Below are 22642 nucleotides of genomic sequence, written 5' to 3' on the forward strand. Positions count from 1 at the left end.
TTCTTAATGTTTTTGAATAAACAATTTTGTGTTCACCTCATCAAAGGCGATTGCTACACCTTCTTCAAGTTTTTCCTCAAAGTTGAGCTCGGCGGTCAGGGTTTCCGTTTTGATGTAGTCCACATTACTGGAAACCGCATTTTCCACTAGGCCGTCTTTCAATATTTTAATGTCAATCTTATCGGTTACTTCAAAACCTGATTCCTTTCTCAAATTTTGGATACGGTTGACCAATTCCCTGGCAATCCCTTCTTTTTTAAGGGTTTCATCAATCGTCACATCCAAGGCTACGGTCAAAGGGCCTGAGCTGGCCACCAACCATCCTTCAATGTCCTGGGAACTGATCTCTACATCGGTTAACTGTAAATTAACGGTTTTATTTTCCAACTGTAGCATTAATTCTCCCTCGCGCTCCATTTTTTGGATATCCTCTTGGCCCAAGGCGGATACTTGGGCTGCAATCGCTTTCATGTCCTTACCAAATTTCGGGCCCAATACCTTAAAGTTGGGTTTAATTTGCTTTACCAGCACTCCCGAAGCATCGTCCAACATCGCTATCTCCTTCACGTTCACTTCGGATTTTACCAAATTGGAAACAGCTTCGATATCCCTTCTTTGCTCTTCATCAAGCACAGGAATCATAATTTTTTGAAGCGGTTGACGCACCTTTATCTTTTCCTTTTGACGGATAGAAAGCACCAAGGAAGATATTTTCTGCGCCAATTGCATCTTGCGCTCCAAATCCTTGTTCACCATTTTGGCATCAAAAACTGGGAATTCGGCCAAATGCACACTCTCAAAACCTTCTTTTTGGGTGGTTGCATCCAAATCGCGGTACAATTGGTCCATGAAGAAAGGAGCAATAGGAGCAGATAGCTTTGCAACGGTGGTCAAACAGGTGTAAAGCGTTTGATAGGCTGATATCTTATCGGTTTGATAATCCCCCTTCCAGAAACGCCTTCTGCTCAATCGAACATACCAGTTGCTCAGGTTTTCCTGAACATAATCGGAAATCATTCTGGCGGCACGGGTAGCTTCGTAATCCCCGTAAGCCTCGTCCACATTTTTGATCAAGGTATGGAGCTCGGACAAAATCCACTGATCGATCTCTGGTCTTTCGGTTAATGGAACATCGGGCTCGGAATAATCAAATTCATCAATATTGGCATATAGCGCCATAAAGGAGTAGGTGTTGTAAAGGGTTCCGAAGAACTTTCGCTTCACCTCCACTACGCCTTCGATATCAAATTTTAGGTTGTCCCAAGGGTTGGCATTGGAAATCATGTACCAACGTGTGGCGTCGGGTCCATGCTCTGGCAATACCTCGAAAGGGTCTACCGCATTGCCCAAACGTTTGGACATCTTTTTGCCTTCCTTGTCCAACACAAGTCCGTTGGAAACCACATTCTTATAGGCGATACTATCAAAAACCATAGTGGCTATGGCGTGTAGGGTATAGAACCATCCGCGGGTCTGGTCCACTCCCTCGGCGATAAAATTGGCCGGGAAAGCTACTCCATCATCAATAAGCTCCCTATTTTCGAAAGGATAGTGCCATTGTGCGTAGGGCATGGAACCACTATCAAACCATACATCGATAAGGTCGGCTTCCCGCTTCATGGGCTGCCCAGACGGGGAAACCAGCGTGATACCGTCCACAATATTCTTGTGCAGGTCGATCTTATCGTAGTTTTCCTCGCTCATATCACCTACCACAAAATCCTCGAACACATCCTTGTCCATTACTCCCGCCTCAACTGCTTTGGCCATTTCTGACTTCAACTCTTCGACGGAACCAACAATCAATTCCTCCTTGCCATCCTCTGTTCTCCAGATCGGCAATGGAATACCCCAATATCTGGAGCGGGAAAGGTTCCAATCGTTGGCATTGGCCAACCAATTGCCAAAACGGCCCTCACCTGTGGATTTTGGCTTCCAGTTGATGGATTGGTTCAGTTCGAACATGCGGTCCTTGACATCGGTTACCTTAATAAACCATGAGTTCAAGGGATAGTACAATATCGGTTTGTCCGTACGCCAGCAATTGGGATAGCTGTGCACGTATTTCTCGACCTTAAAGGCTTTGTTTTCTGTTTTTAGTTTGATGGCAATCTCAACATCGACCGACTTTTCGGGAGCTTCGCCCTCATCATAGTATTCGTTCTTAACGTACTTGCCTCCAAATTCCCGAAGTTCCGGTCTAAACTTCCCTTGAAGGTCCACCAACGGAACGGGGTTACCGTTTTCGTCCAAGACCAACATAGGAGGAACCTCTGGCGTGGCCTGTTTTGCCACCAAGGCATCATCTGCACCAAAGGTGGGAGCGGTATGCACAATTCCCGTACCGTCTTCCGTGGTTACGAAATCACCGGAAATTACCCTGAATGCGTTTTCTGGGTTTTGGTAGGGCTGCACGTAGTCAATCAACTGTTCGTACTGGATACCTACCAAGTCTTTCCCGACAAAAGCTTCACCGACCAAATAAGGAATCTTTTTGTCGCTTTCTTGGAACGATTTCAACTCCTCTTCTGTTTCCACTTGGGTAAACTTTCCGGAAAAGTTATGATTCACCAAGTTTTTGGCCAGCACTACATTGATCGGCTCAAATGTATATTGGTTGTACGACCGTACCAACACATACTCAATCTTCGGACCTACGGTCAATGCGGTGTTCGATGGAAGTGTCCAAGGAGTGGTTGTCCAGGCCAATAAGTAAATATGTCCCTCAACCTTTTTCAAGAAATCGGGCAAAGAATCGGTTTTGGCCTTAAACTGTGCGGTCACCGTGGTATCTGTCACATCCTGATAGGTACCGGGCTGGTTCAGCTCATGGGAACTCAAACCTGTACCCGCCTTGGGCGAGTAGGGCTGAATGGTATAACCCTTGTAGATGAGTCCTTTATCGTATATCTGTTTGAGCAACCACCATACCGATTCCATGTATTTGGACTTGTAAGTGATATAGGGATCATCCATATCTACCCAATAGCCCACTTTTTCGGTCATTTCGTTCCAAACATCCGTGTAGCGCATCACCGCTTTTTTACAAGCAGCATTATAGTCCTCTACGGATATTTTGGTGCCGATATCTTCTTTGGTAATGCCAAGTTCTTTTTCCACACCGATTTCCACAGGCAGGCCATGGGTATCCCAACCAGCCTTTCGCTTCACCTGAAACCCTTTCATGGTCTTGTAGCGTGGAAAGATATCCTTAATGGTGCGTGCCATCACATGGTGGATACCTGGCATCCCGTTTGCGGATGGAGGCCCTTCAAAGAACACATAGCTCTCCTTGCCTTCCCTAGTGGAAACGCTCTTCTCAAAAATCTTTTTGTCCTTCCAAAAGTCAAGGATATCCTTCGATACTTTTGGCAAATCCAATCCCTTATATTCCGCAAACTTCATAAACTGCTTCTTCTACTAGAATTCAAGTTTGCAAAATTATAAATTTAAGTGGAATTAAGCCCTGCCTTTTGGCATTAGAATTCACATAATTCCCTTAACCTAAATATGATATGCACCAAATCACCGCTTTACATTAATTTGTTTATATTCCCTTTCTATTAACACATAACCATTAGTAACATGAAAAAAGTATTGATTGCCGCCATGGCATTAACCGTATCGATGTCGGTGATGACGTCTTGTAAGGATACCAAAGACAAGGCTGAAAAGGCCTCAGAGGAAGCCGCCAAAAGCTTGGAAGAGGCAGGTGAAGACCTGGAAAAAGCTGCCAAAGAAACTTCTGATGCCATGAAGAAAGCTGGTGAAGACGCCAAGGAAATGGGCGAAAAGGCCTTGGACAGCCTAAAAAAGGCCGGTGAAGAAACCATGGATGCCGCCGAAAAAGCCGGCGAAGAAATGAAAGAAGCAGCCAAAAAGGCTATTGATAGCATCTAGTTTTTAGAAAATTCAAGAAAGAAGGCTCGGGGTTTCCGAGCCTTTATTTTTTCAGAAAACGTAACCCAATCCCAAGATCAGGTTGGTTCCCGGTGCAACGATGCCAGACGAATAGGTCCGGTATCGCTGGTTGGTCATGTTTTCCAAACTTACGGAAGCTTTCAAGGCATTGGTAATCTGATATTGCGATCTAAAATTAAGGGTATACCAAGATGGTGAATAAGGGTTTCCGTTGGCATCACTTGCGTAAATAAAGGTTTTGCTCTGTTCAGACAGGGCCAAATCATCATTGCTGATTTCTCCATTGTAATTGACAAACACATCGGCTTTCAATTTTTGGTTTTCCCAAATTAAATGGACGTCCCCAAAGGTAGGGGCGGCATGTCGCGATGGGCTGTCGGTACCGTCGTCATCCTCTTCCACGCCTTCCGTCAAAGTAAGGTTTGAAACCAACGAGAAGTGTTCATTGAAAAAGGCTTCCAATCCAAATTCAAAACCATATACATAGGCCTTGGCTGCATTTTGGATGGCCTGCACATTGCTTGGTTCGCCGTTGTATTCGATTTCGGTTTGACCGCCAAAGGAAAAATCCCTTCGTACCAAGGCATCCACCAAATAGGTATAATAGGCTGCGCCTTTCAAAACCAAAATATTATTAAAGTTTTTTCGGAGTCCCAGTTCCCCATTATAGGCATATTCTGGCTCCAAATCGGGATTGGGGACTACCACGGAACCCGGCTCGGAATCGAAGATTTTTCCAATATCGTCAATATTCGGGGCCCTAAATCCGGTAGATCCATTTAAAGTTACTTGTAAATCTTCACGCGGGAACCAACTCATACCCAAACTTCCAGTTAAGGCACCGGTAACAATATCCGCCTTGTCAAAAGGAAATGGGTAAAATGTGGTATCGAAAGTGGCATCGACCCAAACCTGACTATAGCGTATCCCGGATAAGAGGGAAAGATTGGGCTTTAGGCGGTATTCTCCATTCACGTAACCGGCCAAGGTCTGCCAAGTGGACCCATCTGGATATCTGGATGCTGTTTCCTGTACTTCGTTGGTTTCTATGTTTCTAACGCTTCCTACGGAGTTGACCTTATTGAATACGTATTCGGCGCCATAATATAAATTGAGGGCACCAATTTTTTTGTTTTCAAAATCCAAGTTAACGGACAAGGCATCCACTTTTTCCTTTGTTGAGTAAAGTTCTGGATCTTGAAAACCCCTATCATTTCGGCTCTCCTCAAAAAACTGATAGGCGGTGGTTAGTTTGACCCCATCGTAAAACTTGTTCTTTCCTTTTCGGGTTACCTGAAAATTTCCCATGAACCATTTTTGGGGACCATAATACCACTCGGCCGAGCGAAGGCCCTCTCCATCCCTACTTGGCCGAATCAACCTGTCATATCTATCATAATCAGAGGTTTCGGAATAGTACAATCCCAAATCATAGTTCCAAGTGCTATTGGGCTTGTAGGTAAACTTTTGAAGGAAATTGACCTGATCATAGCCGGAACTGACCTGCTTTTTGGGGTCCTCATTGGCCACCAGCACATCGGTTCCATTCTGTCGTACCACATAATTGGGACGCAAATAAGAATCGGGACCATGTTCGCCCATCTTTAAATCGTCAAAACTATTATAGGTAAAACTGGTATAGGAAGCCCATTTTTCCTTGCCCAGATTAAAATCCACATGCGCCGTGTTTTCGTTATTGGCTGATGAATAGCGGTAATCGATATTTCCTGAAAGAGCCAAACTATCCGTAAAGGAAAAACGGGGTTGTTGGGTATAAAAATTCATGACGCCACCAATGGCATCGCTACCATAGATCACGGAACCGGGACCAAAGGTCACCTCCGTTTTTTTGATGGTGAAAGGGTCGATGGATATCACATTTTGAAGATTCCCTCCCCTAAAAATGGCATTGTTCATGCGAACCCCATCTACCGAAAGCAAAATACGGTTGGTGGCAAAACCCCGAATCATAGGGCTACCTCCACCCAATTGGCTCTTTTGTACAAAGATTTTTCCGCTATTTTGTAAGAGGTCCGCTGAAGTTTGAGGCGTTCCAAAAGCAATGTTACGCGCATCGATGGTCTCTACCTTTTGGGGAATATCCTTTTTCTGCTGTTCCCATTTGGAAACGGACATGACCACTTCTTGAAGTTCCTCCGTCTTTAAGTTCAGGTAAACACGGTAACCACGACGTTCTATTTGGGCCTTTGTTGAAGTGTACGTCTGATAGCTGATATGCTTGAAGGTAATCTTTTCATCCAAATCAAAAATGGCAAGGTTGGCTTTTCCATCTACATCGGTTATAGTCGATTTGCTCTGATCTTTATTGAAAATGGCAATATTGTCCACAGGAACACCATTATCGGCATCCAACACAGTTACGTCTTGGGCATAAAAAATATGAGCGAACAAGAAAAGAACTAGGGTAAAGGTTGATTTTAGGTGTGGCATTTTTACGAAAAAACGGCATTTAATACGGCGAGGGACTTTGGTTCGCGGAATCCATGCACGTGCAATCGGTAATATTGGATCATTGTTTTCAAGAGTTCCCGCCTGTTTGACTTAGTTAGTTGTATTCTTTGTAATGTATCAAAATTCGTGCCCAAAAACTTCTTGAAATGCTCCAGATTTTCATTCTGAATCAAGGGGTTAAGTGAAGGGGTTTCGCAGAAGCTACCCTCCAAAAGGTCGAAAAAAGGCGAGTTTTGGTCTGAGGTATCCGGATAAAAACCCAAATATTTGGTAAGATTCAGCAAAAAGAGAATATGAAAGTTGGGCGAGAGCTGATGAACGTCCATCCATTGCAAGGCGTATTCCAAATAATTGAAAAGACCTTCGTCCTGCTCCTGTTCCTGAATGCTATTACCGAGCATTTCCGCCAAAAAAAGCACCACACTGTTTTTCACCACATCGGTATGCATAGTGCGATAGGGCACCGAAACCTTAACATCGCGCAAACTTTCCAAGCTGCCTTTGTTCCTGTGGTTGGCCACAATTTCCAGTTGTGTCAAAGGCATAAAATAAGCCGCTCGAATCTTTGCTTTTTTGGAGGCTAGCACCCCTTTGAGCAAATACGACTTTACACCGTCCGATTGTGTGAATGCACGAACAATGAGACTGGTGTCCCCATATTTTAGTGTAGATAGCACAATGGCTTTGGTTGTGATTTGCATGGACCAATAAAAAAGCAGTTACCAGAAGTGTAAATGTAACCACTCCTTCCGGTAACTGCCAACCAAAAACCATTCGCGATGGTTTATATTTAGATCACGCCTTGGGCCAACATGGCATCGGCCACTTTTACAAAGCCGGCAATGTTCGCTCCTTTTACGTAATTACAGTATCCATTTTCCTCTTGTCCGTATTGTACACAGGCATCATGAATGTCGGACATGATTCCTTTCAATCGCTTGTCCACCTCTTCCCTGGTCCAGCTGATACGCAACGAGTTCTGGCTCATCTCCAATCCAGAAGTGGCCACACCACCCGCGTTGGATGCTTTACCAGGCGCGAACAAAATCTCCGCATCGTGGAACGCATGTATCGCTTCTGGGGTCGAAGGCATGTTGGCTCCTTCGGCCACCGCGATACATCCATTTTTGATTAAAGTTTTGGCGTCGTCTCCGTTCAGTTCATTTTGGGTAGCACATGGCAATGCGATATCGCAGGCTACTTTCCAAGGCGTTTCTCCTTTGTGGAATTCTGCGGATGGATATTTATCAACATACTCGGAGATTCTACCTCGTTTGTTGTTCTTCAGGTCCATCACAAAAGCCAATTTTTCCTCGTTGATACCGTCCTTGTCGTAAATGTAACCTCCAGAATCGGAAAGCGTTAGGACAGTTCCTCCCAAATGCAATACTTTTTCTGCAGCATATTGGGCCACGTTACCAGAACCTGAAATCACAACTTTCTTGCCTTCAAAGGTTTCGTTCTTGGTTTTTAGCATGCTGTCGGCAAAGTATACGGTTCCGTAACCTGTTGCCTCGGGACGAATCAACGAACCTCCCCAAGAAAGACCTTTACCGGTCAATACCCCGGTGAATTCATTTCGTATTTTCTTGTACATCCCAAAAAGGAAACCAATTTCACGGGCACCTACACCGATATCTCCTGCGGGAATATCCGTGTTAGGACCAATGTGTCGGCACAGCTCGGTCATAAACGCATGGCAAAAACGCATGATCTCATCGTCGGATTTACCTTTTGGGTCAAAATCGGAACCTCCTTTACCACCTCCCATGGGAAGAGTGGTCAAACTATTTTTGAACACCTGCTCAAAAGCCAGGAACTTAAGCACGCTGGCATTTACGGTAGGGTGAAAGCGCAGACCTCCTTTGTACGGTCCGATGGCTGAGTTCATTTGAATACGGTAGCCACGGTTGACGTGGATTTCTCCGTTATCATCGACCCAAGCCACACGGAACGAAATCAATCGCTCTGGCTCCACCATTCTCAACAGAATGTTTTTACCATGATAAATGTCGTGCTGAACAATATAAGGTATCACAGTTTCAGCTACCTCTTGCACGGCTTGGATGAATTCGGGCTCATGTCCATTTCTGGAAATCACCTCATCCATAAACACTTTTACTTTATCTTCTATTTTTTCTTCCATATAAAGGCTAGGATTAGTTGTCTTTCCGCTAAACGAAAAGCACTATTTTATAGATTTATGAATTTGAAGGCAAAATTATGGTATTTCAATAATTTGAATATTTATTTTTTATAAATTTTTCAAAAAATATTATTTCAAGGCTTGCTCTAGATCCGCAATCAAATCTTCTACATCTTCAATGCCCACGCTCAACCTGATGAGCGCATCCACAACACCCTTTTTTTCACGCTCTTCCTTTGGAATGCTTCCGTGCGACATGCTTGCAGGATGCCCCACCAAACTTTCCACACCGCCCAACGATTCGGCCAAGGTGAATATTCTAAGTTTTTCTACAATTTGTATAGCATCCTCATATTTTCCTCCTTTGGGCACAAAGGAAATCATGCCCCCAAAACCGGACATTTGCGCTTTGGCCACTTTATGCTGCGGGTGATGTTCAAAGCCTGGCCAGTATACGGTATCGATTTTAGGATGATTCTCCAAATAATGGGCCACCAATTCCCCGTTTTCGCAATGTCGTTGCATGCGCACATGCAGCGTTTTGATCCCCCGTAAGGTCAAGAAACTATCCATGGGCCCACAAATGGCACCACTTGATTTTTGAACAAAATAGAGTCGGTCCGCCAAGGTTTTCTCATTGACTACCAGTGCCCCGACCACCACATCGCTATGGCCTGCCAAATATTTGGTGGCGGAATGCATCACTATATCAGCTCCAAGCTCCAAAGGACGTTGCAGGTAAGGTGTAGCAAAGGTGTTATCTACCGCCAAGAGCAGCTTGTTGGCCTTGGTGATTTCCGAAACCTCCTTGATATCCACAATATTCATCAGTGGATTGGTGGGGGTTTCTACCCAAATCAACTTGGTTTTGGCATTGATGTGCGAGGACAATTCATCCATGTCAACCATGTCCGAAAACCAAAATTTGATGCCAAATTTCTCATAGATTCCCTTGAACAAGCGATAACTGCCCCCATAAAGGTCGCTGGTACAAATCACCTCATCGCCGGGCTCCAAAAGCTTCATCACCGCGTCAATGGCCGCCATTCCACTTCCAAAAGCCATTCCAAACTTACCGTTTTCCAGGCTCGCCACTGCATTCTCCAGAGCAGTTCGTGTTGGGTTGGCCCCTCTTGAATATTCGTATCCTTTATGACCTCCTGGTGTGGGTTGTGCATAGGTGGACGTTTGATAAATCGGCGGCATCACAGCACCATACGCAGCATCTGGTTGCTGCCCACCGTGAATGGCCTTGCTATTGAACTTTAATTCTTTTATGCCCATGTTGCAACTATCTACATACAAATGTATCGTTATCTTTCCGAAGTATTATTTTTGATGACCCAAAACCTCAATCATGAAAAAATATCTTGCTTGCTTGTTTTCCTTTGGCCTTTTAATCAGTTGCCAAACAGAGAGCAAACTTACCTTTGAGCCCACCGAACTGCTTGGTGAAAACTGTGCGGATTGCCCTCAAATCATGGTTCAAATTCCAAATGCTTTGGACGGCTCCGCGGTTTCGGAAGCTATCAATAGGTCTGTTCAAGAAGAAATCATCAGTATTTTGTCGTTTACGGATGATGAGGAAATCGATAACGTCAACAAAGCACTAGAATCTTTTACCGATAGTTACAAGGAGCTCAAGACCAAATTCCCGGACGAGGTACCATGGGAGGCCAAAATAGAGGGCGAAGTGGTGTACGAAGATGAAAATTTGGTCACACTCAAACTGAATTCGTATTGCTTTACCGGTGGTGCACATGGCTATGCCTCCACCACCTATCTTAATTTTGACAAAAAATCTGGAAAAGAGCTGGAAAACAACCAACTTTTTGATGATTTTGAAGGCTTTATCGAATTTGCGGAGACCCAATTCCGCAATCAGGAAGAAATACCGCAGGACCAAAACATCAATGCTACCGGATTTATGTTCGAAGGGGACAGTTTTCATTTGCCCAACAACATCGGGTACACCACCGAGGGCCTGCAGCTCATCTATAACCAATACGAAGTGGCGTCGTATGCGGATGGCCCCATAAGCTTGGTTTTACCCTACACTGACATCAACCCCTTTTTAAAACATAAGGTTGAACGCTGATCGCTTTTCCTGATATCATTTAAAATAATAACGGAGCCCGGCACCCAACAAGAGCGTGGTATCATTCAGGTCGCTATTGAAATGATAATATCCGTTGATGGGAACAATCAAAGAAAACGCATCTGAAACAAAGAAGTCCATTTCAAACGAAGCGTAGGCACCATAGATAAAACTGCTTTCTGCCTCAACGGCATCAAAGGGGAATTCGGTCTCCCCATTGTTGATGTGCTTGTATCCTACGGATGGCCCACCTCCAAAATAAAAGGAAATACCCCGATTGGGAGAGGTCAACACCGTTGTAAAATATCCTAGATTGAACCAATAGTCGTTATACGGGAACTCTACCCCGGCATTGGGCCTTTCTTTGGAAAAGGTGGCCACTAGGGATACCTGAACAAAATCTGTATCATTGTGGTAGTGGTTCGAATTGAGCTGAATACCGTAACCATCGGTCTTGTAGGTAGGTACCGCTCCAATGGACAAGTAACTTCTTTGGGAATAGCCCTGCTCGCATACCAAGACAAACAGCATACAAAAGAGCCCCCAGCATACATGGTAGTGTTTCATTTGGATTAAGATTTGGGTTCTTAAAACAAATATAATCGATTTCCCGAGGGTTTGTTTATGCCTTAAAAATTTCCAGACGAAAAGCTAGTTGCGGGCCAACGCCTTTTTCAGTGCCAAGATGGCACCAAGGTGCAATCCCTCATGGAAAACATTGAAGGACAGGGCGTCTTCGGGACTGTTCAATCCAATTTTAGGTGTAGTCATATACTCCTGAAAGTTCTTAAACTTGCCATGTTCGTAATCCAACTGAATGTGCTTTACTGTGCTGAACAAATAGGCGGAAATCTGTTCCATCTCCTTTTCGGTAGCTTCTCCATTAGGAAAAGTACCCTTTTTATAGTTGTTGATGAGTTCTTCCTCTATGGTAAAATCCAATCCGCTCAATTTGTACAATAGCAATTGGGGCGTAACCACCACATGGGCGATGTTCCACCAAATGTTATTGCTAAACCCATCAGGAATCCGGAACAAATCGTCCTTGGGCGTTTTCTTTAAAAATTCGTGCAGTATCATCCTGTTTTTAAGGAGAATATCAAAGGTCTTTTCCATAGCTTTTTCTATATAATCACAACGCTCGTTTTCGTAAAACTATGTTTTTAATACGAAACTGCCTACTCTGTTCGGAATTAAACCCCTTCTTTTCCAAATCAACAAAGCGATTAAATCCTGTTGAATTTACCTCTTTGCAATGGGATTTGTTTCATTTTTGACTTCCTTTGTCCATCCAATAATATCATTTTTATGAAAAAGATTTATCATTTGGGCAGCTGTTCCACTTGCCAACGCATATTGAAGGAATTGGAGCCGTTGGACGGAGTTGAACTGCAAGAAATCAAATCAGAAGCCATTACCCCAGAACAGTTGGAACACATGGCAGCATTGAGCGGGAGCTACGAATCCCTGTTCAGCCGCAGAGCCATGCTTTTCCGCCAGCGGGGATTGCATGAAAAGGAGCTTTCCGAAAAGGATTATAAGGACTTGATCTTGGAGCACTACACCTTTTTAAAACGACCTGTAGTCTTGGTCGATGACACCATTTTCGTTGGAAATGCAAAAAAAACAGTAGAAGCCGCCAAAGCGGCACTGCATTGATGAGCAAAAGAACCTTGGCCATTTTGGCCGCCATAGGCGCCACTGTTATCTACGGGATCAACCACACCGTAGCCAAGGGAGTCATGCCCATGCACGTTCAACCCTTCGGGTTTATCTTTCTTCGTGTAGGCGGGGCAGCCATCCTTTTTTGGTTGATTTCAATTTTGGGTCCAAAGCAAAAAATTGAAAAACGCGATTGGGGGCGTTTATTCTTCTGTTCCCTTTTGGGAATGAGCATCAATATGCTATCCTTTTTTAAGGGCCTCCAACTATCCACACCTATTAATAGCGCTGTACTTGTAACCATCACCCCTATCATCGTTGTGGTGATTTCCGCTCTGTTTTTACGCGAGAAAATTACGCTCAACAAGGGATTGGGGATTGCTATGGGTTTTGTAGGTGCGCTGGGTCTTATTTTGTTTGGGGCAGAAATACGCCAAGATGCCCCCAACATTCCTTTGGGAAACTCTTTGTTCATTCTTAATGCGACAGCGTACGGTGCCTACTTGGTGGTGGTAAAAAAACTGATTGAAAAATATCACCCATTCACATTGATGAAATGGTTATTTAGCATTGCCTTTATCGTCAATTTGCCCATCACCTTACCCGAGGTACTCGAAATTGAATGGTCGACCATGCCTCTTTGGGCTTATGGATCTGTTGCCTTTGTGGTCATCGGCACTACTTTTTTGACCTATCTCTTCAATATTTTTGCCTTGACCGAACTCAAAGCGTCGTCTGTAGGGGCCTTTGTGTATATGCAGCCCTTGGTCGGTATTTTATTTGCGCTTTCCTCCGGCAAGGACCATCTCACCCTCATCAAAATTTTGGCCATGGCCTTTGTGCTAGTAGGCGTTTATTTGGCCAGCAAAAAACCACGAAGAGGCATCAAGCACCCAAAAGAGGCCTAAAAGAAATTATAAAATCTCGATGTCCTTTGGCTTCTGAACGTGCTTCCGCGTATCTTCCTTGGTCAAAATCTTGAAGTCCTCCGTTTTTTCCATGGATTCAAAAGCATTCAAAAACTCCTCGGGCAATCCGGTAAGTTTTCTGTTCTTTAAATCGATCCAGGCTCCCATCATTTCGCAACGCGCAAAGTTTTTCCCGTTGTGGTCGTAAAAATTATGCCTAAACTCAAAGAACATCCCATCATTGCTCATTCCGGCAAACTCCAAAGAGACCTTGACGGGCATGCCTGGGAAAGCTTCCTTAAAATAATAGACGTGCTCGTAAAAAACCACTGGACCAATATTGTGGGCGGACATACTTTTTTGATTGAACCCCAATAGCCCTAAATAGGCCATTCGAGTGTGGCTCATAAAGTTGATGTAGGCCGAATTCGCTAAATGTCGGTTGGCGTCCGTATCGCTCCACCTGATCTCAAATTCCTTAAAAAACATAAAAGGTTATTTTGTTATGCATGCATAATAATTGTAAAAATACCATAGTTTTGAGAACTGATTCCATTATGAAGAAGAATTGTTCCTATTTTTAAACATAGTTTAACATGACAACCATGAGCCAAAAAGCTGAATTTATCCAAAACCTGTCCCTACCCGTTATTGCCGCCCCCATGTTCCTGATTTCGGGACCAAAATTGGTGGTGGAATGTTGTAAAAATGGTATAGTGGGAACCTTCCCGGCCCTGAACCAACGCACCAGTGAAGGTTTTGAGGAGTGGCTCATCCAAATTAAGTCAGAATTAAAGGCATTTGAGGAGGAAACCGGCAAAAAAGCAGCGCCATTCGGGGTCAACTTGGTGGTTCACCCGACCAATCCGAGATTGGAGGCCGATGTAAAACTTTGCATCAAACACAAAGTGCCTTTGGTGATTACCTCGCTCGGTGCAGTAAGCCAAGTTGTGGATGCCATTCATAGCTACGGCGGATTGGTCTTTCATGACATCATCAAAAAGCGCCATGCCGAAAAAGCGGCCGAAGCTGGTGTGGACGGTCTTATATTGGTCTCAGCAGGTGCTGGTGGGCATGCCGGTACCATCAACCCCATGAGTTTGATCGCGGAGGTGAAAAAATTCTATCATAAAACCATCATTTTGTCCGGATGCATCAGTACCGGTAGGGATGTTGCCTCTGCCCTACAGATGGGAGCCGACCTAGCCTATATGGGTACCAGGTTCATCAACACGGAGGAAAGCAAAGCCACCGACGACTATCGCAAAATGATCATTGAGGCAGGTGCGAGTGATGTGGTGTACACGGCTGCCATTTCGGGCGTACACGCGAATTTCTTGGCTGCTAGCCTAAAAGCGGCAGGTATTACAGAGGAAGACCTGAAAAAGGATACGAAAATTGACTTTGGCAAGGAACTCGATACCGAGGCCAAGGCTTGGAAAACGATTTGGTCGGCTGGGCAGGGCGTAACCACGATTGACAATGTGCTATCCGTTTCGGCATTGGTCAAAGAGTTGAAATCCGGGTTTAAAACAGCGGTGGAAGAGCAGTCCAAACTGTTAACCACCTATCCAAAGGAGTAACCCATGCCACAGCTGAATTCCGATTATACACCACCCCTACTTTTTAAAAATGGGCATTTCGCCACGATTTATTCGGGCATTATCCGTTCGGTAAACGGGGTGGTCCAAAAAAGGGAACGGATTATGCTCTCAGATGGTGATTTTCTGGATTTGGACTGGAGCGATTCGGTAACTCAGACGCAAAAGTTAGTCATATTGCTTCACGGGCTGGAAGGGGATGCCCAGCGCCCCTACATTACTGGAAGTGCCAAAATACTGAACCAAAATGGTTACGATACCTGTGCCGTGAACTATCGGGGATGCAGTGGTGAGCCCAATGTAAAGTATCGCTCCTATCATTCAGGTGCCACAGAGGATTTAATTGAAGTTCTCAACCATATTCTCAATACCAAGAATTATTCGGAAATCTACTTGAAAGGATTCAGCTTGGGCGGAAACCTATTGCTCAAATATTTGGGTGAGGGCAACGATGTCCCAAAGGAAATCAAAGGGGCCGTGGCCGTCTCCGTACCCTGTAATCTTCATGATTCCTGCAAACAGTTGCTCAGCATCAAAAACATAATGTACGCGATTAAATTTAAGGGCAACCTGTTGGACAAACTACGTCAAAAACAGCACATGTTCCCTAATAAAATAAGTGACAACGACATCAAAAGCATAAAGACCCTAAAGGATTTTGACGATATCTACACCAGTCAGGCACACGGCTTTGAAGATGCCCTGGACTACTACAAAAAATCGAGCTCCCTGCAATTTTTACCCCATATCCAAGTGCCGAGCCTCATCATCAATGCCAAGGATGATTCTTTTTTGGGTCCTGAGTGTTATCCCGTAAAGGAAACCGATAGAAATACCAAATTGTTTCTAGAAATGCCCAGCTATGGCGGACATGTGGGTTTTTGGGGCAAGAACAACATCACCTATACCGAAAAAAGGGCACTGGCTTTTTTTGACTCCATTTGAATGGTCACTCGGTGATTTTCTGAAAGACAAAACAAAAAACGCAAGGATTATTAGTGGCTAATTACCTATCTTAGTAGCTCAGTTTACACATAAACTTCAATAGAATCAGAATGAAAAAAATGGTAATGGTCTTGGCCTTGGGGGCCATGATAGCAAGCTGCGGCGGCAAAAAGGAAGAAAAGAAAGATGGCTTTGAAGTAAGCCGCACCAAAACGGAAGATACCAAAACAGTAGAAAAAGAAGGTGTTCCTGTTGATTTGGACAATAAAGGAGTAGGTCCGATTACGAATATGGAATTCCCAGATGAAATCAATGATGAAATGGCCGCAAGGGGTAAAGCCAAATTTGAGGCTATTTGCGTAGCATGCCACATGGCAGAAAAACGCATGATCGGCCCTGCGCTAAAAGGTGTCTATGAAAGAAGAAGCCCGGAGTGGGTCATGAACATGATCTTGAACCCCGATGGCATGCTGAAGGAAGACCCTATTGCCAAAGCCTTGTTGAAAGAGTACAACAACGCCATTATGCTCAACCAAAACCTTACTGAGGATGAGGCAAGGGATGTTGCCGAGTACTTGAGAACACTTTAAACAAACCAACTCAATTATAGTAGGATAGCTGCTGTTTTGTTAAAGAAACAGCAGCTTTTTTTATATCTTACTACAAACTTTTGGAACATGAAAAGACTACTACTTTTTGCTGTTTGTGTAGGGTTTTCACCCTTGATTTACGCACAAGGACTTCAGGGTGCATGGAGCACTATGGGTTCCGACGACGCAGGATCTGAAGTGGAGCACGTGATAACATTTACAAACGGCTTTTTTTCGGAAGCAATTTTTGAAAAGGCCTATGGAAAATTTGTTGGCACCAAGGGGGGTCAATATGCCCTAAGTAACGGAACAATCGACTTAACTTTTGAATTTTCGACGCAAAACCCTGAAATGGTTGGTCAAACCCAATCCCATAGTTATTCCATGGCAAATGATGTGCTGGATCTCTACGACATGACATGGACGCGCGTTGATGATGGGACGCCCGGCGACCTATTTGGTGCATGGTTGATATCCGGCAGAAAACGCGATGGTGAAATTGTGAAACGCGACACTTCCGGACCTCGAAAGACCATGAAAATATTAAGCGGCACCCGTTTTCAGTGGATTGCCTACAACACCGAAACCAAGGAATTTATGGGGACTGGTGGGGGAACTTATACCACCGTTAATGGCACATACACCGAAAATATCGGTTTTTTCTCCCGGGACGACTCTAGGGTCGGCGCAAGTTTGGAGTTCAATTATGAATTGATCAATGGGGATTGGCACCACTCGGGATTAAGTAGTAAGGGAGACCCCATTTATGAAATTTGGAGCCTAAGAAAGCCCTAGAAAGTATTATCATTTAGCCATTTAACAACATAAAACATAGGGGAGGTCATTCATTTTTTTAGTATTTTACAACAACATTAACCAGTAATTGCTATAAGATGAAAACTTCAATTCTTCTCTTTTTCTTTGCCATACTTCTGGCAGAATCCTGCGGAAGCGCCAAATCCGATGAGGAAGCCCTCTACGGCCCTACTTGGGAATTGGAATACATTTCCGGCCCACGAATCGCCTTCGATGGACTTTTTCCCAACAAAAAGCCACAGATTACCTTTAACAAAGAAACCGGCAAGGTTAGGGGTACCGATAGTTGCAACGGTTATACCGCCGATTTTGAAATTGCGGAAAGTACCATTGCCTTTGGTGATCCCGGACCCACCACCATGATGTTCTGCGGCGGCAGTGAACGCCAATTTTTACAGATGATGAAAAAAATAGACGGTTACTCCGTAGAGGAGGGAAAACTCAACCTTTTGGTCGGTGAGGTACCGATGATGCGATTCAAAAAAGTAAACCCATGAAACAGATACTCATTTTAAGTTGTGTTGCATTGCTGATTTTTGGCTGTGCCGAGAAAAAGAAAGAAACCACCTCAGAACCAGAAGCGAAAGAGGCGGTAGTGGACACCCTGCCATCCAAAGAAGAAAAAAGAACCATGGAACCCATTGCTATAAAAATTGACGGAAGCTATTTTAAGGCCACTGGAACCGAACCCTTTTGGGGACTCAAGTTATATGGAGACAAGGTGGAACTTCAGACTATGGAAGATACCATCACAACGCCCCCATCCGAAGCTATTAAGGCACAGGATGGAAACATCAAGATGTTTCGCATGCAAACCGAGGCCACACAGCTAGATGTAATCATATCCCAAAAGGAATGTACCAATGCCATGTCTGGCGAAGTGTTCCCTTACACCGTAACTGTATCTTACAAAAGCACGGGCGGAGATGAAACCAAAGTGTACGAAGGCTGCGGGGCCTATATTACTGATTACAGGCTTCACGACATTTGGGTATTGGAAAAAATGAACGGCAATGCGGTTTCCAAGGAAGAATTTGGCGGTAGGGACCTGCCCAATTTGGAAATCAATATCAACAACAATAGATTTTCTGGGTATTCGGGCTGCAACCGAATGACAGGTGGGATTTTTTATGAAGAGGATGTGCTGCGATTCACCCAAGTGGCCACTACACGGATGGCCTGCCCCAATATGGACAAGGAATCCACATTTTTGACCGCCTTGAACAGCAGCACACAATACAAGGTGGAAAATAATCGACTCTATCTTTCGAATGGTTCCGAGGAAAACATCTTGATATTCAAAAAATGGGATTGATTATGAGGAAAGTGTGCAGCCTTATTCTTTTTGTTATTTTGTCGTTTCATATGCAAACCAAAGCACAAGAAATGGAGCTGCCGTATAAAGAAATACCCGATTACCCCTCAACGTTTACCTCCGGAAATGTAGTTTCCAGAATGATAGATGGATTGGGGTTCCGCTATTACTGGGCCACGGAAGGGCTCACCGAAAATGATTTGACCTACCGGGCATCGGAAGATGGCCGTTCTCTTTTTGAAACCATGGAACACATTTACGTGATGTCCAATAATATTTTGTTGGCACCAGATGCCAAGCCTTATGAAAGACCGGTGAACCCTCAAAAATTTTCGTATGAGGAGCTTCGTTCACTTACCCTGAACAATTTAAAAACTGCCAGCGAGAAAGTTTTAGGCAAAACTTCTGAAGAAATGGAAGATTTTAAGGTCATATTTAAACAGGGAGGTCGAACCTCCGAGTTCCCCTTCTGGAATATGATCAATGGCATGCTTGCGGATTGTATTCACCATACAGGCCAAATTGTATTGATGCGACGGGCCAGTGGCAATCCCCAAAACCCAAATGTGAATGTGTTCTTGGGAAAAACAAGGGAGTAATTCCTAGTTATCCACCACTACCTTATAGGTCGGGTCTTCCAAAACATTGACTTCGATAATGTCGTCGGCATTGGCCAACAAACGCCTACAGTCGCGGCTCAAATGCTTTAAATGCACCTTTTTGCCCACTTTGCGATAACGCTCTGTAATTTTGTTCACGGCTTCAATGGCGGACATATCCACCAACCTACTTTCGGCAAAGTCAATGACCACTTCTTCGGGGTCGTTCAATACATCAAATTTTTCGGCAAATAAGGTGGTGCTGCCAAAGAACAACGGACCGTAGATTTCGTAGTGTTTCACGCCTTCGTCATCAATGCTTTTTCGAGCCCGGATACGTTTGGCATTGTCCCAAGCAAACACGAGTGCGGAAATAATCACGCCCACCAACACGGCCAAAGCCAAATTGTGAAGGAACACCGTCACCAAGGTTACAAGCACCATTACCAACACATCCGATTTTGGCATTCTGCGGAAGGTCTTTAAACTCGCCCATTCAAAGGTCCCCAAAGCAACCATGATCATCAGACCGGTCAGTGCGGCCATGGGCACTCTTTCAATCAAACTGGAGCCGAACATAATAAATACCAAAAGCATCAAGGCAGCCACAATCCCCGACAGTCGAGCACGTGCACCATTGGACGTATTGATCAAACTTTGTCCGATCATGGCACAACCACCCATTCCAGAGAAAAATCCAGAAAGAATGTTTGCGGTTCCCTGCGCCACAGCTTCTTTATTGCCTCTACCACGGGTTTCGGTAATCTCGTCCACGATGTTGAGCGTTAGCAAACTTTCAATCAAACCAACACCTGCCATAATCGCGGCGAAGGGAAATATAATCTGTAAGGTCTCCCAAGTAAGGGGAAGATCAGGTATATGAAAAGGTGGAAAGGTTCCCTGAATGGATGCAATATCGCCAATAGTCCGTGTATCCAATCCCAAGAAAAACACGATTCCAAACACCAAAAGGATGGCTGCCAAGGAGGCTGGAACCACTTTGGTCAATTTAGGAAGCCCCCAAATCACCACCATGGTCAAAAGTACCAATCCCAAGAAAATATATAAGGTGCTTCCGCTCAACCATTCCCCGTCCACGGTTTGAAATTGACTTAACTGCGACATAAAAATAATCACGGCCAAACCGTTCACAAATCCGAAAATCACGGGATGGGGCACCAAACGCATCAATTTTCCCAACCGAAGCACTCCGGCCAGCAACTGTAAAATACCTGCTAGGATTACGGTGGCAAATACGTATTCCACCCCATATTGCTGAGCCAAGGTAACAATGACAACCGCCACAGCTCCCGTAGCCCCTGAAATCATTCCCGGTCTACCGCCCAAAATCGAGGTGACCAATCCCATGACAAAGGCTGCGTACAAACCGGTGAGGGGCGACAAACCTGCAATGAAGGCAAATGCGATGGCTTCGGGCACTAAGGCAAGTGCCACGGTAAGGCCCGATAAAATTTCTGTGCGGTAGTTTACTTTTTGGGAAAAATCAAAAAGGTTGAGATATTTTTTCATGGCTTCAATCTTGAAGCGCGCAAAAGTAACACTATTAACGGCAAGACCCTAATGACCCGAAAATTTTTAAGGATTTGATAATCTACCAGTTAGTGAGGCCCAATAACTTTTCTCCCAGTGGACTTAATTTGGCAGTATCGTATTTGGTCTGTTCCCATTTCCGCGGATCGCCCGGAAAGGCATAGCCTTCGGGAGCAATTCTGTTTTTCCACGAATTGATGCGCCATTGCCGCATTTCTTCGTTGTCTTCCTCCGCAGGCATCATGGAAATGTATTGTGCTATCCTCACTTTGTCGCCGGATTTGTTTGGCCGAATGCCGTGGGGCTGTGTGCTGTTGAAAATCAAAAGGTCTCCTGCTTCCAATTTCACTTTTACAATTTTATCTTCCAACCCGGTTACATCGGGCTGAAAATGGTCACGGTCTTCGGGTTGGGTCTGCTTCCATGTTTCATAGTTTCGGTACAACCATGGATGCATTGAAATCCGCCCATGTTTTCATCGGTTTGATCAGCAAGGGCCAATACGCCCTGCACATTTTGGGGTTTGGTCTCGGGGTCGTAGTCCCAATGGATGAACCCTTTTTTGTTCTCTCCTGGACGTTGGGGCATATTGAGGTTGGCGCGGTCGATGGTGACCCATAACTTTTCCGTGCCCCAAATGTCCACAAAGGCATCGTATACTTTCGGTGTTTGTCTGTTGTTCCATAAATGTTGGTGATTGTACACTTCCACCATTCCTGTTCCGGTAAGCTCTTTCATTTTCATCTCTGCTCTTGGCGGAGCATACCAGGTTTCAGGATCGTTCGGGTCCTTTTCGTCAAACTCCCATAAAAAATCGGCAGTTGCCTTCGCCTGTTCTTTTGGAACGGCATTTTTGATTACGATGTATCCATTTTCTATCCAAAATGCCCAATCCTCTTCGGAAAGTACCCGTAGTGGTTTGCTGTTGGATCTATCATTGAGTTTTGTTTTACTGCTTGTGGCGGTGGAGGGATTTCCGGGTATGGCCTCGTGGGCCTTGTTCGCCATCTCTGTATGTTGCTGCATCATTGTTCTTTGCTTTACTACTTAAGGATGAATCAAAACTAGTGGAAGCGCACTGGGGTTTCTACCCTAACATTGACCAATATTTGAACTATTTTGATTTTTACTTCTTATTTTTAGTCATATTAAAGCAATAAGATGAAAATTCAGTTGGAAAACATACAGCCCAATGACAAGAGCTCCTTCCATCTATTGCACAATCCGAAGTTGAACGATCTTTTTTTCTGGCACTTTCATCCCGAATTTGAATTGGTCTATATTGAAGGGGCCAATGGAAAGCGTCATGTAGGTCGCCATATTTCCAATTTCAAGGGAAGCGACCTTGTACTGATCGGTTCCAACATCCCCCATTTAAACTTTGATCACGGCATCAAAACGGAGTACCACAAGGAAGTTTTGCACATCAGCGCTTCGTTCAAGGAAAAGGTGTTTACCGAGATTCAGGAGCTGGAAGATGTGTATGGGCTATTGGACAGGTCTCAGCACGGCATTGCCTTTTATGGTGAAACGAAACAAACGGTGGGTTCCCTCATGAAACAATTGCAGGGCATGAACCGGTTTGATCAATTATTGAAAATTCTGCGGTTGCTCAAACTATTGGCCCAGAGTGAGGAGTACATCCTTTTGCACGACAACCCGATTATCAACAACAAAGCCAACAAGCAACAAGAACGTTTGCAAAAGGTATATTCCTATATCGATGAGCATTATTCACGAAAAATAGCCTTGGAGGATATTGCAGCGTCCATAAACCTTGGGAAAGAGGCTTTTTGCAGATACTTTAAAAAGAATACGGGGAGTACCTTTACCAACTTTTTGAACCAATATCGGATTACGCAGGCCAAACGAATGTTGTTGACGGGCAAGAATATAGGAGAAACCTGCTACGAGTGCGGGTTTGAAAGCTTGTCCTATTTCAACCGGACCTTTAAAAGGATAAGTGGTGAAAACCCTTCGGACTATAAGAAAAGAAACCGCTAAAAAAAGAACCGCCC

General features: G+C 44.4%; 23 protein-coding genes. 12 read left to right on the forward strand and 11 right to left on the reverse strand.

Translation table 11 applies throughout. The annotated features are described in order from the left end of the window. Positions 1–3: 3 nt before the first annotated feature. Positions 4–3405, reverse strand: a complete 3402-nt coding sequence (gene ileS / locus ABNE31_RS01840; RefSeq protein ID WP_349352148.1) for an isoleucine--tRNA ligase — start codon at positions 3403–3405, stop codon at positions 4–6. Between the two features lie 180 nt (positions 3406–3585). On the opposite strand from ileS, the gene ABNE31_RS01845 reads away from it, so the two are divergent. Further along, complete coding sequence (locus ABNE31_RS01845) at positions 3586–3900, forward strand: hypothetical protein (protein ID WP_179383070.1); 315 nt, start codon at positions 3586–3588, stop codon at positions 3898–3900. Between the two features lie 51 nt (positions 3901–3951). Here the strand turns inward: ABNE31_RS01845 and ABNE31_RS01850 are convergent, their stop codons facing one another. From ABNE31_RS01850 to ABNE31_RS01865, 4 genes are all read right to left on the reverse strand, one after another. Next, positions 3952–6372 (reverse strand): TonB-dependent receptor, encoded by a 2421-nt coding sequence (locus tag ABNE31_RS01850; RefSeq protein WP_349352149.1) that lies wholly within the window; start codon positions 6370–6372, stop codon positions 3952–3954. A 2-nt stretch (positions 6373–6374) separates the two neighbouring features. Beyond that, positions 6375–7094, reverse strand: a complete 720-nt coding sequence (recO, locus tag ABNE31_RS01855; RefSeq protein WP_349352150.1) for a DNA repair protein RecO — start codon at positions 7092–7094, stop codon at positions 6375–6377. 89 nt (positions 7095–7183) lie between these two features. Then, positions 7184–8539, reverse strand: a complete 1356-nt coding sequence (gene gdhA, locus ABNE31_RS01860) for an NADP-specific glutamate dehydrogenase (RefSeq protein WP_293280804.1) — start codon at positions 8537–8539, stop codon at positions 7184–7186. A 129-nt stretch (positions 8540–8668) separates the two neighbouring features. Continuing rightward, positions 8669–9823 carry a cystathionine gamma-synthase gene (locus tag ABNE31_RS01865; RefSeq protein WP_349352151.1) on the reverse strand — a complete coding sequence of 385 codons (1155 nt, stop codon included), beginning with the start codon at positions 9821–9823 and terminating at the stop codon, positions 8669–8671. Positions 9824–9896: 73 nt separating this feature from the next. Between ABNE31_RS01865 and ABNE31_RS01870 the strand changes: the two genes are divergently transcribed. Then, positions 9897–10637, forward strand: coding sequence for a DUF4163 domain-containing protein (locus ABNE31_RS01870; protein ID WP_349352152.1), 741 nt, complete (start codon positions 9897–9899; stop codon positions 10635–10637). Positions 10638–10652: 15 nt separating this feature from the next. On the opposite strand, the gene ABNE31_RS01875 is transcribed toward ABNE31_RS01870, so the two are convergent. Then, complete coding sequence (locus ABNE31_RS01875) at positions 10653–11204, reverse strand: conjugal transfer protein TraO (RefSeq protein WP_349352153.1); 552 nt, start codon at positions 11202–11204, stop codon at positions 10653–10655. An 84-nt stretch (positions 11205–11288) separates the two neighbouring features. Then, positions 11289–11753 carry a DinB family protein gene (locus ABNE31_RS01880; RefSeq protein WP_349352154.1) on the reverse strand — a complete coding sequence of 155 codons (465 nt, stop codon included), beginning with the start codon at positions 11751–11753 and terminating at the stop codon, positions 11289–11291. A 192-nt stretch (positions 11754–11945) separates the two neighbouring features. Here ABNE31_RS01880 and ABNE31_RS01885 point away from each other — a divergent pair, with 192 nt between their 5' ends. Then, positions 11946–12296 carry an ArsC/Spx/MgsR family protein gene (locus ABNE31_RS01885; RefSeq protein ID WP_349352155.1) on the forward strand — a complete coding sequence of 117 codons (351 nt, stop codon included), beginning with the start codon at positions 11946–11948 and terminating at the stop codon, positions 12294–12296. After that, a complete protein-coding gene (locus ABNE31_RS01890; RefSeq protein WP_349352156.1) occupies positions 12296–13207 on the forward strand; it encodes a DMT family transporter in 912 nt (303 codons plus the stop codon). Before ABNE31_RS01885 ends, ABNE31_RS01890 begins: the two co-directional genes overlap by 1 nt. A 6-nt stretch (positions 13208–13213) precedes the next feature. On the opposite strand, the gene ABNE31_RS01895 is transcribed toward ABNE31_RS01890, so the two are convergent. Then, complete coding sequence (locus ABNE31_RS01895; protein WP_349352157.1) at positions 13214–13696, reverse strand: acyl-CoA thioesterase; 483 nt, start codon at positions 13694–13696, stop codon at positions 13214–13216. Between the two features lie 116 nt (positions 13697–13812). Between ABNE31_RS01895 and ABNE31_RS01900 the strand changes: the two genes are divergently transcribed. From ABNE31_RS01900 to ABNE31_RS01930, 7 genes are all read left to right on the forward strand, one after another. Beyond that, positions 13813–14790: a nitronate monooxygenase gene (locus tag ABNE31_RS01900; protein ID WP_293280817.1), complete on the forward strand. Its 978-nt coding sequence runs from the start codon at positions 13813–13815 to the stop codon at positions 14788–14790. Positions 14791–14793: 3 nt separating this feature from the next. Then, the gene (locus ABNE31_RS01905; protein ID WP_349352158.1) at positions 14794–15753 is read left to right on the forward strand and encodes an alpha/beta fold hydrolase; all 960 of its coding nucleotides are present in this window, start codon (positions 14794–14796) and stop codon (positions 15751–15753) included. Between the two features lie 110 nt (positions 15754–15863). Then, entirely contained in the window at positions 15864–16343 is a 480-nt protein-coding gene (locus ABNE31_RS01910; protein WP_179383082.1) for a cytochrome c, read from the forward strand. Positions 16344–16430: 87 nt separating this feature from the next. Further along, positions 16431–17138 (forward strand): membrane or secreted protein, encoded by a 708-nt coding sequence (locus ABNE31_RS01915; RefSeq protein WP_349352159.1) that lies wholly within the window; start codon positions 16431–16433, stop codon positions 17136–17138. A gap of 98 nt (positions 17139–17236) precedes the next feature. Next, positions 17237–17656: an META domain-containing protein gene (locus ABNE31_RS01920; protein WP_293280824.1), complete on the forward strand. Its 420-nt coding sequence runs from the start codon at positions 17237–17239 to the stop codon at positions 17654–17656. Beyond that, positions 17653–18474: an META domain-containing protein gene (locus tag ABNE31_RS01925; RefSeq protein ID WP_349352160.1), complete on the forward strand. Its 822-nt coding sequence runs from the start codon at positions 17653–17655 to the stop codon at positions 18472–18474. The genes ABNE31_RS01920 and ABNE31_RS01925 overlap by 4 nt, the downstream gene beginning before the upstream one ends. Before the next feature lie 50 nt (positions 18475–18524). After that, positions 18525–19073 (forward strand): hypothetical protein, encoded by a 549-nt coding sequence (locus ABNE31_RS01930; RefSeq protein WP_349352161.1) that lies wholly within the window; start codon positions 18525–18527, stop codon positions 19071–19073. 3 nt (positions 19074–19076) lie between these two features. On the opposite strand, the gene ABNE31_RS01935 is transcribed toward ABNE31_RS01930, so the two are convergent. The 3 genes from ABNE31_RS01935 to ABNE31_RS01945 form a co-directional block, all read right to left on the reverse strand. Then, a complete protein-coding gene (locus ABNE31_RS01935; protein ID WP_349352162.1) occupies positions 19077–20603 on the reverse strand; it encodes a SulP family inorganic anion transporter in 1527 nt (508 codons plus the stop codon). Positions 20604–20685: 82 nt separating this feature from the next. After that, on the reverse strand, positions 20686–21081 hold the full coding sequence (locus ABNE31_RS01940; protein ID WP_349352163.1) for a hypothetical protein: 396 nt from the start codon (positions 21079–21081) through the stop codon (positions 20686–20688). After that, positions 21000–21653: a hypothetical protein gene (locus ABNE31_RS01945; protein WP_349352164.1), complete on the reverse strand. Its 654-nt coding sequence runs from the start codon at positions 21651–21653 to the stop codon at positions 21000–21002. The genes ABNE31_RS01940 and ABNE31_RS01945 overlap by 82 nt, the downstream gene beginning before the upstream one ends. Positions 21654–21785: 132 nt before the next feature. On the opposite strand from ABNE31_RS01945, the gene ABNE31_RS01950 reads away from it, so the two are divergent. Beyond that, positions 21786–22628, forward strand: a complete 843-nt coding sequence (locus ABNE31_RS01950) for an AraC family transcriptional regulator (protein ID WP_306012555.1) — start codon at positions 21786–21788, stop codon at positions 22626–22628. Positions 22629–22642 lie beyond the last annotated feature (14 nt).

The sequence above is a fragment of the Flagellimonas sp. MMG031 genome, assembly GCF_040112705.1.
Classification (GTDB): domain Bacteria; phylum Bacteroidota; class Bacteroidia; order Flavobacteriales; family Flavobacteriaceae; genus Flagellimonas.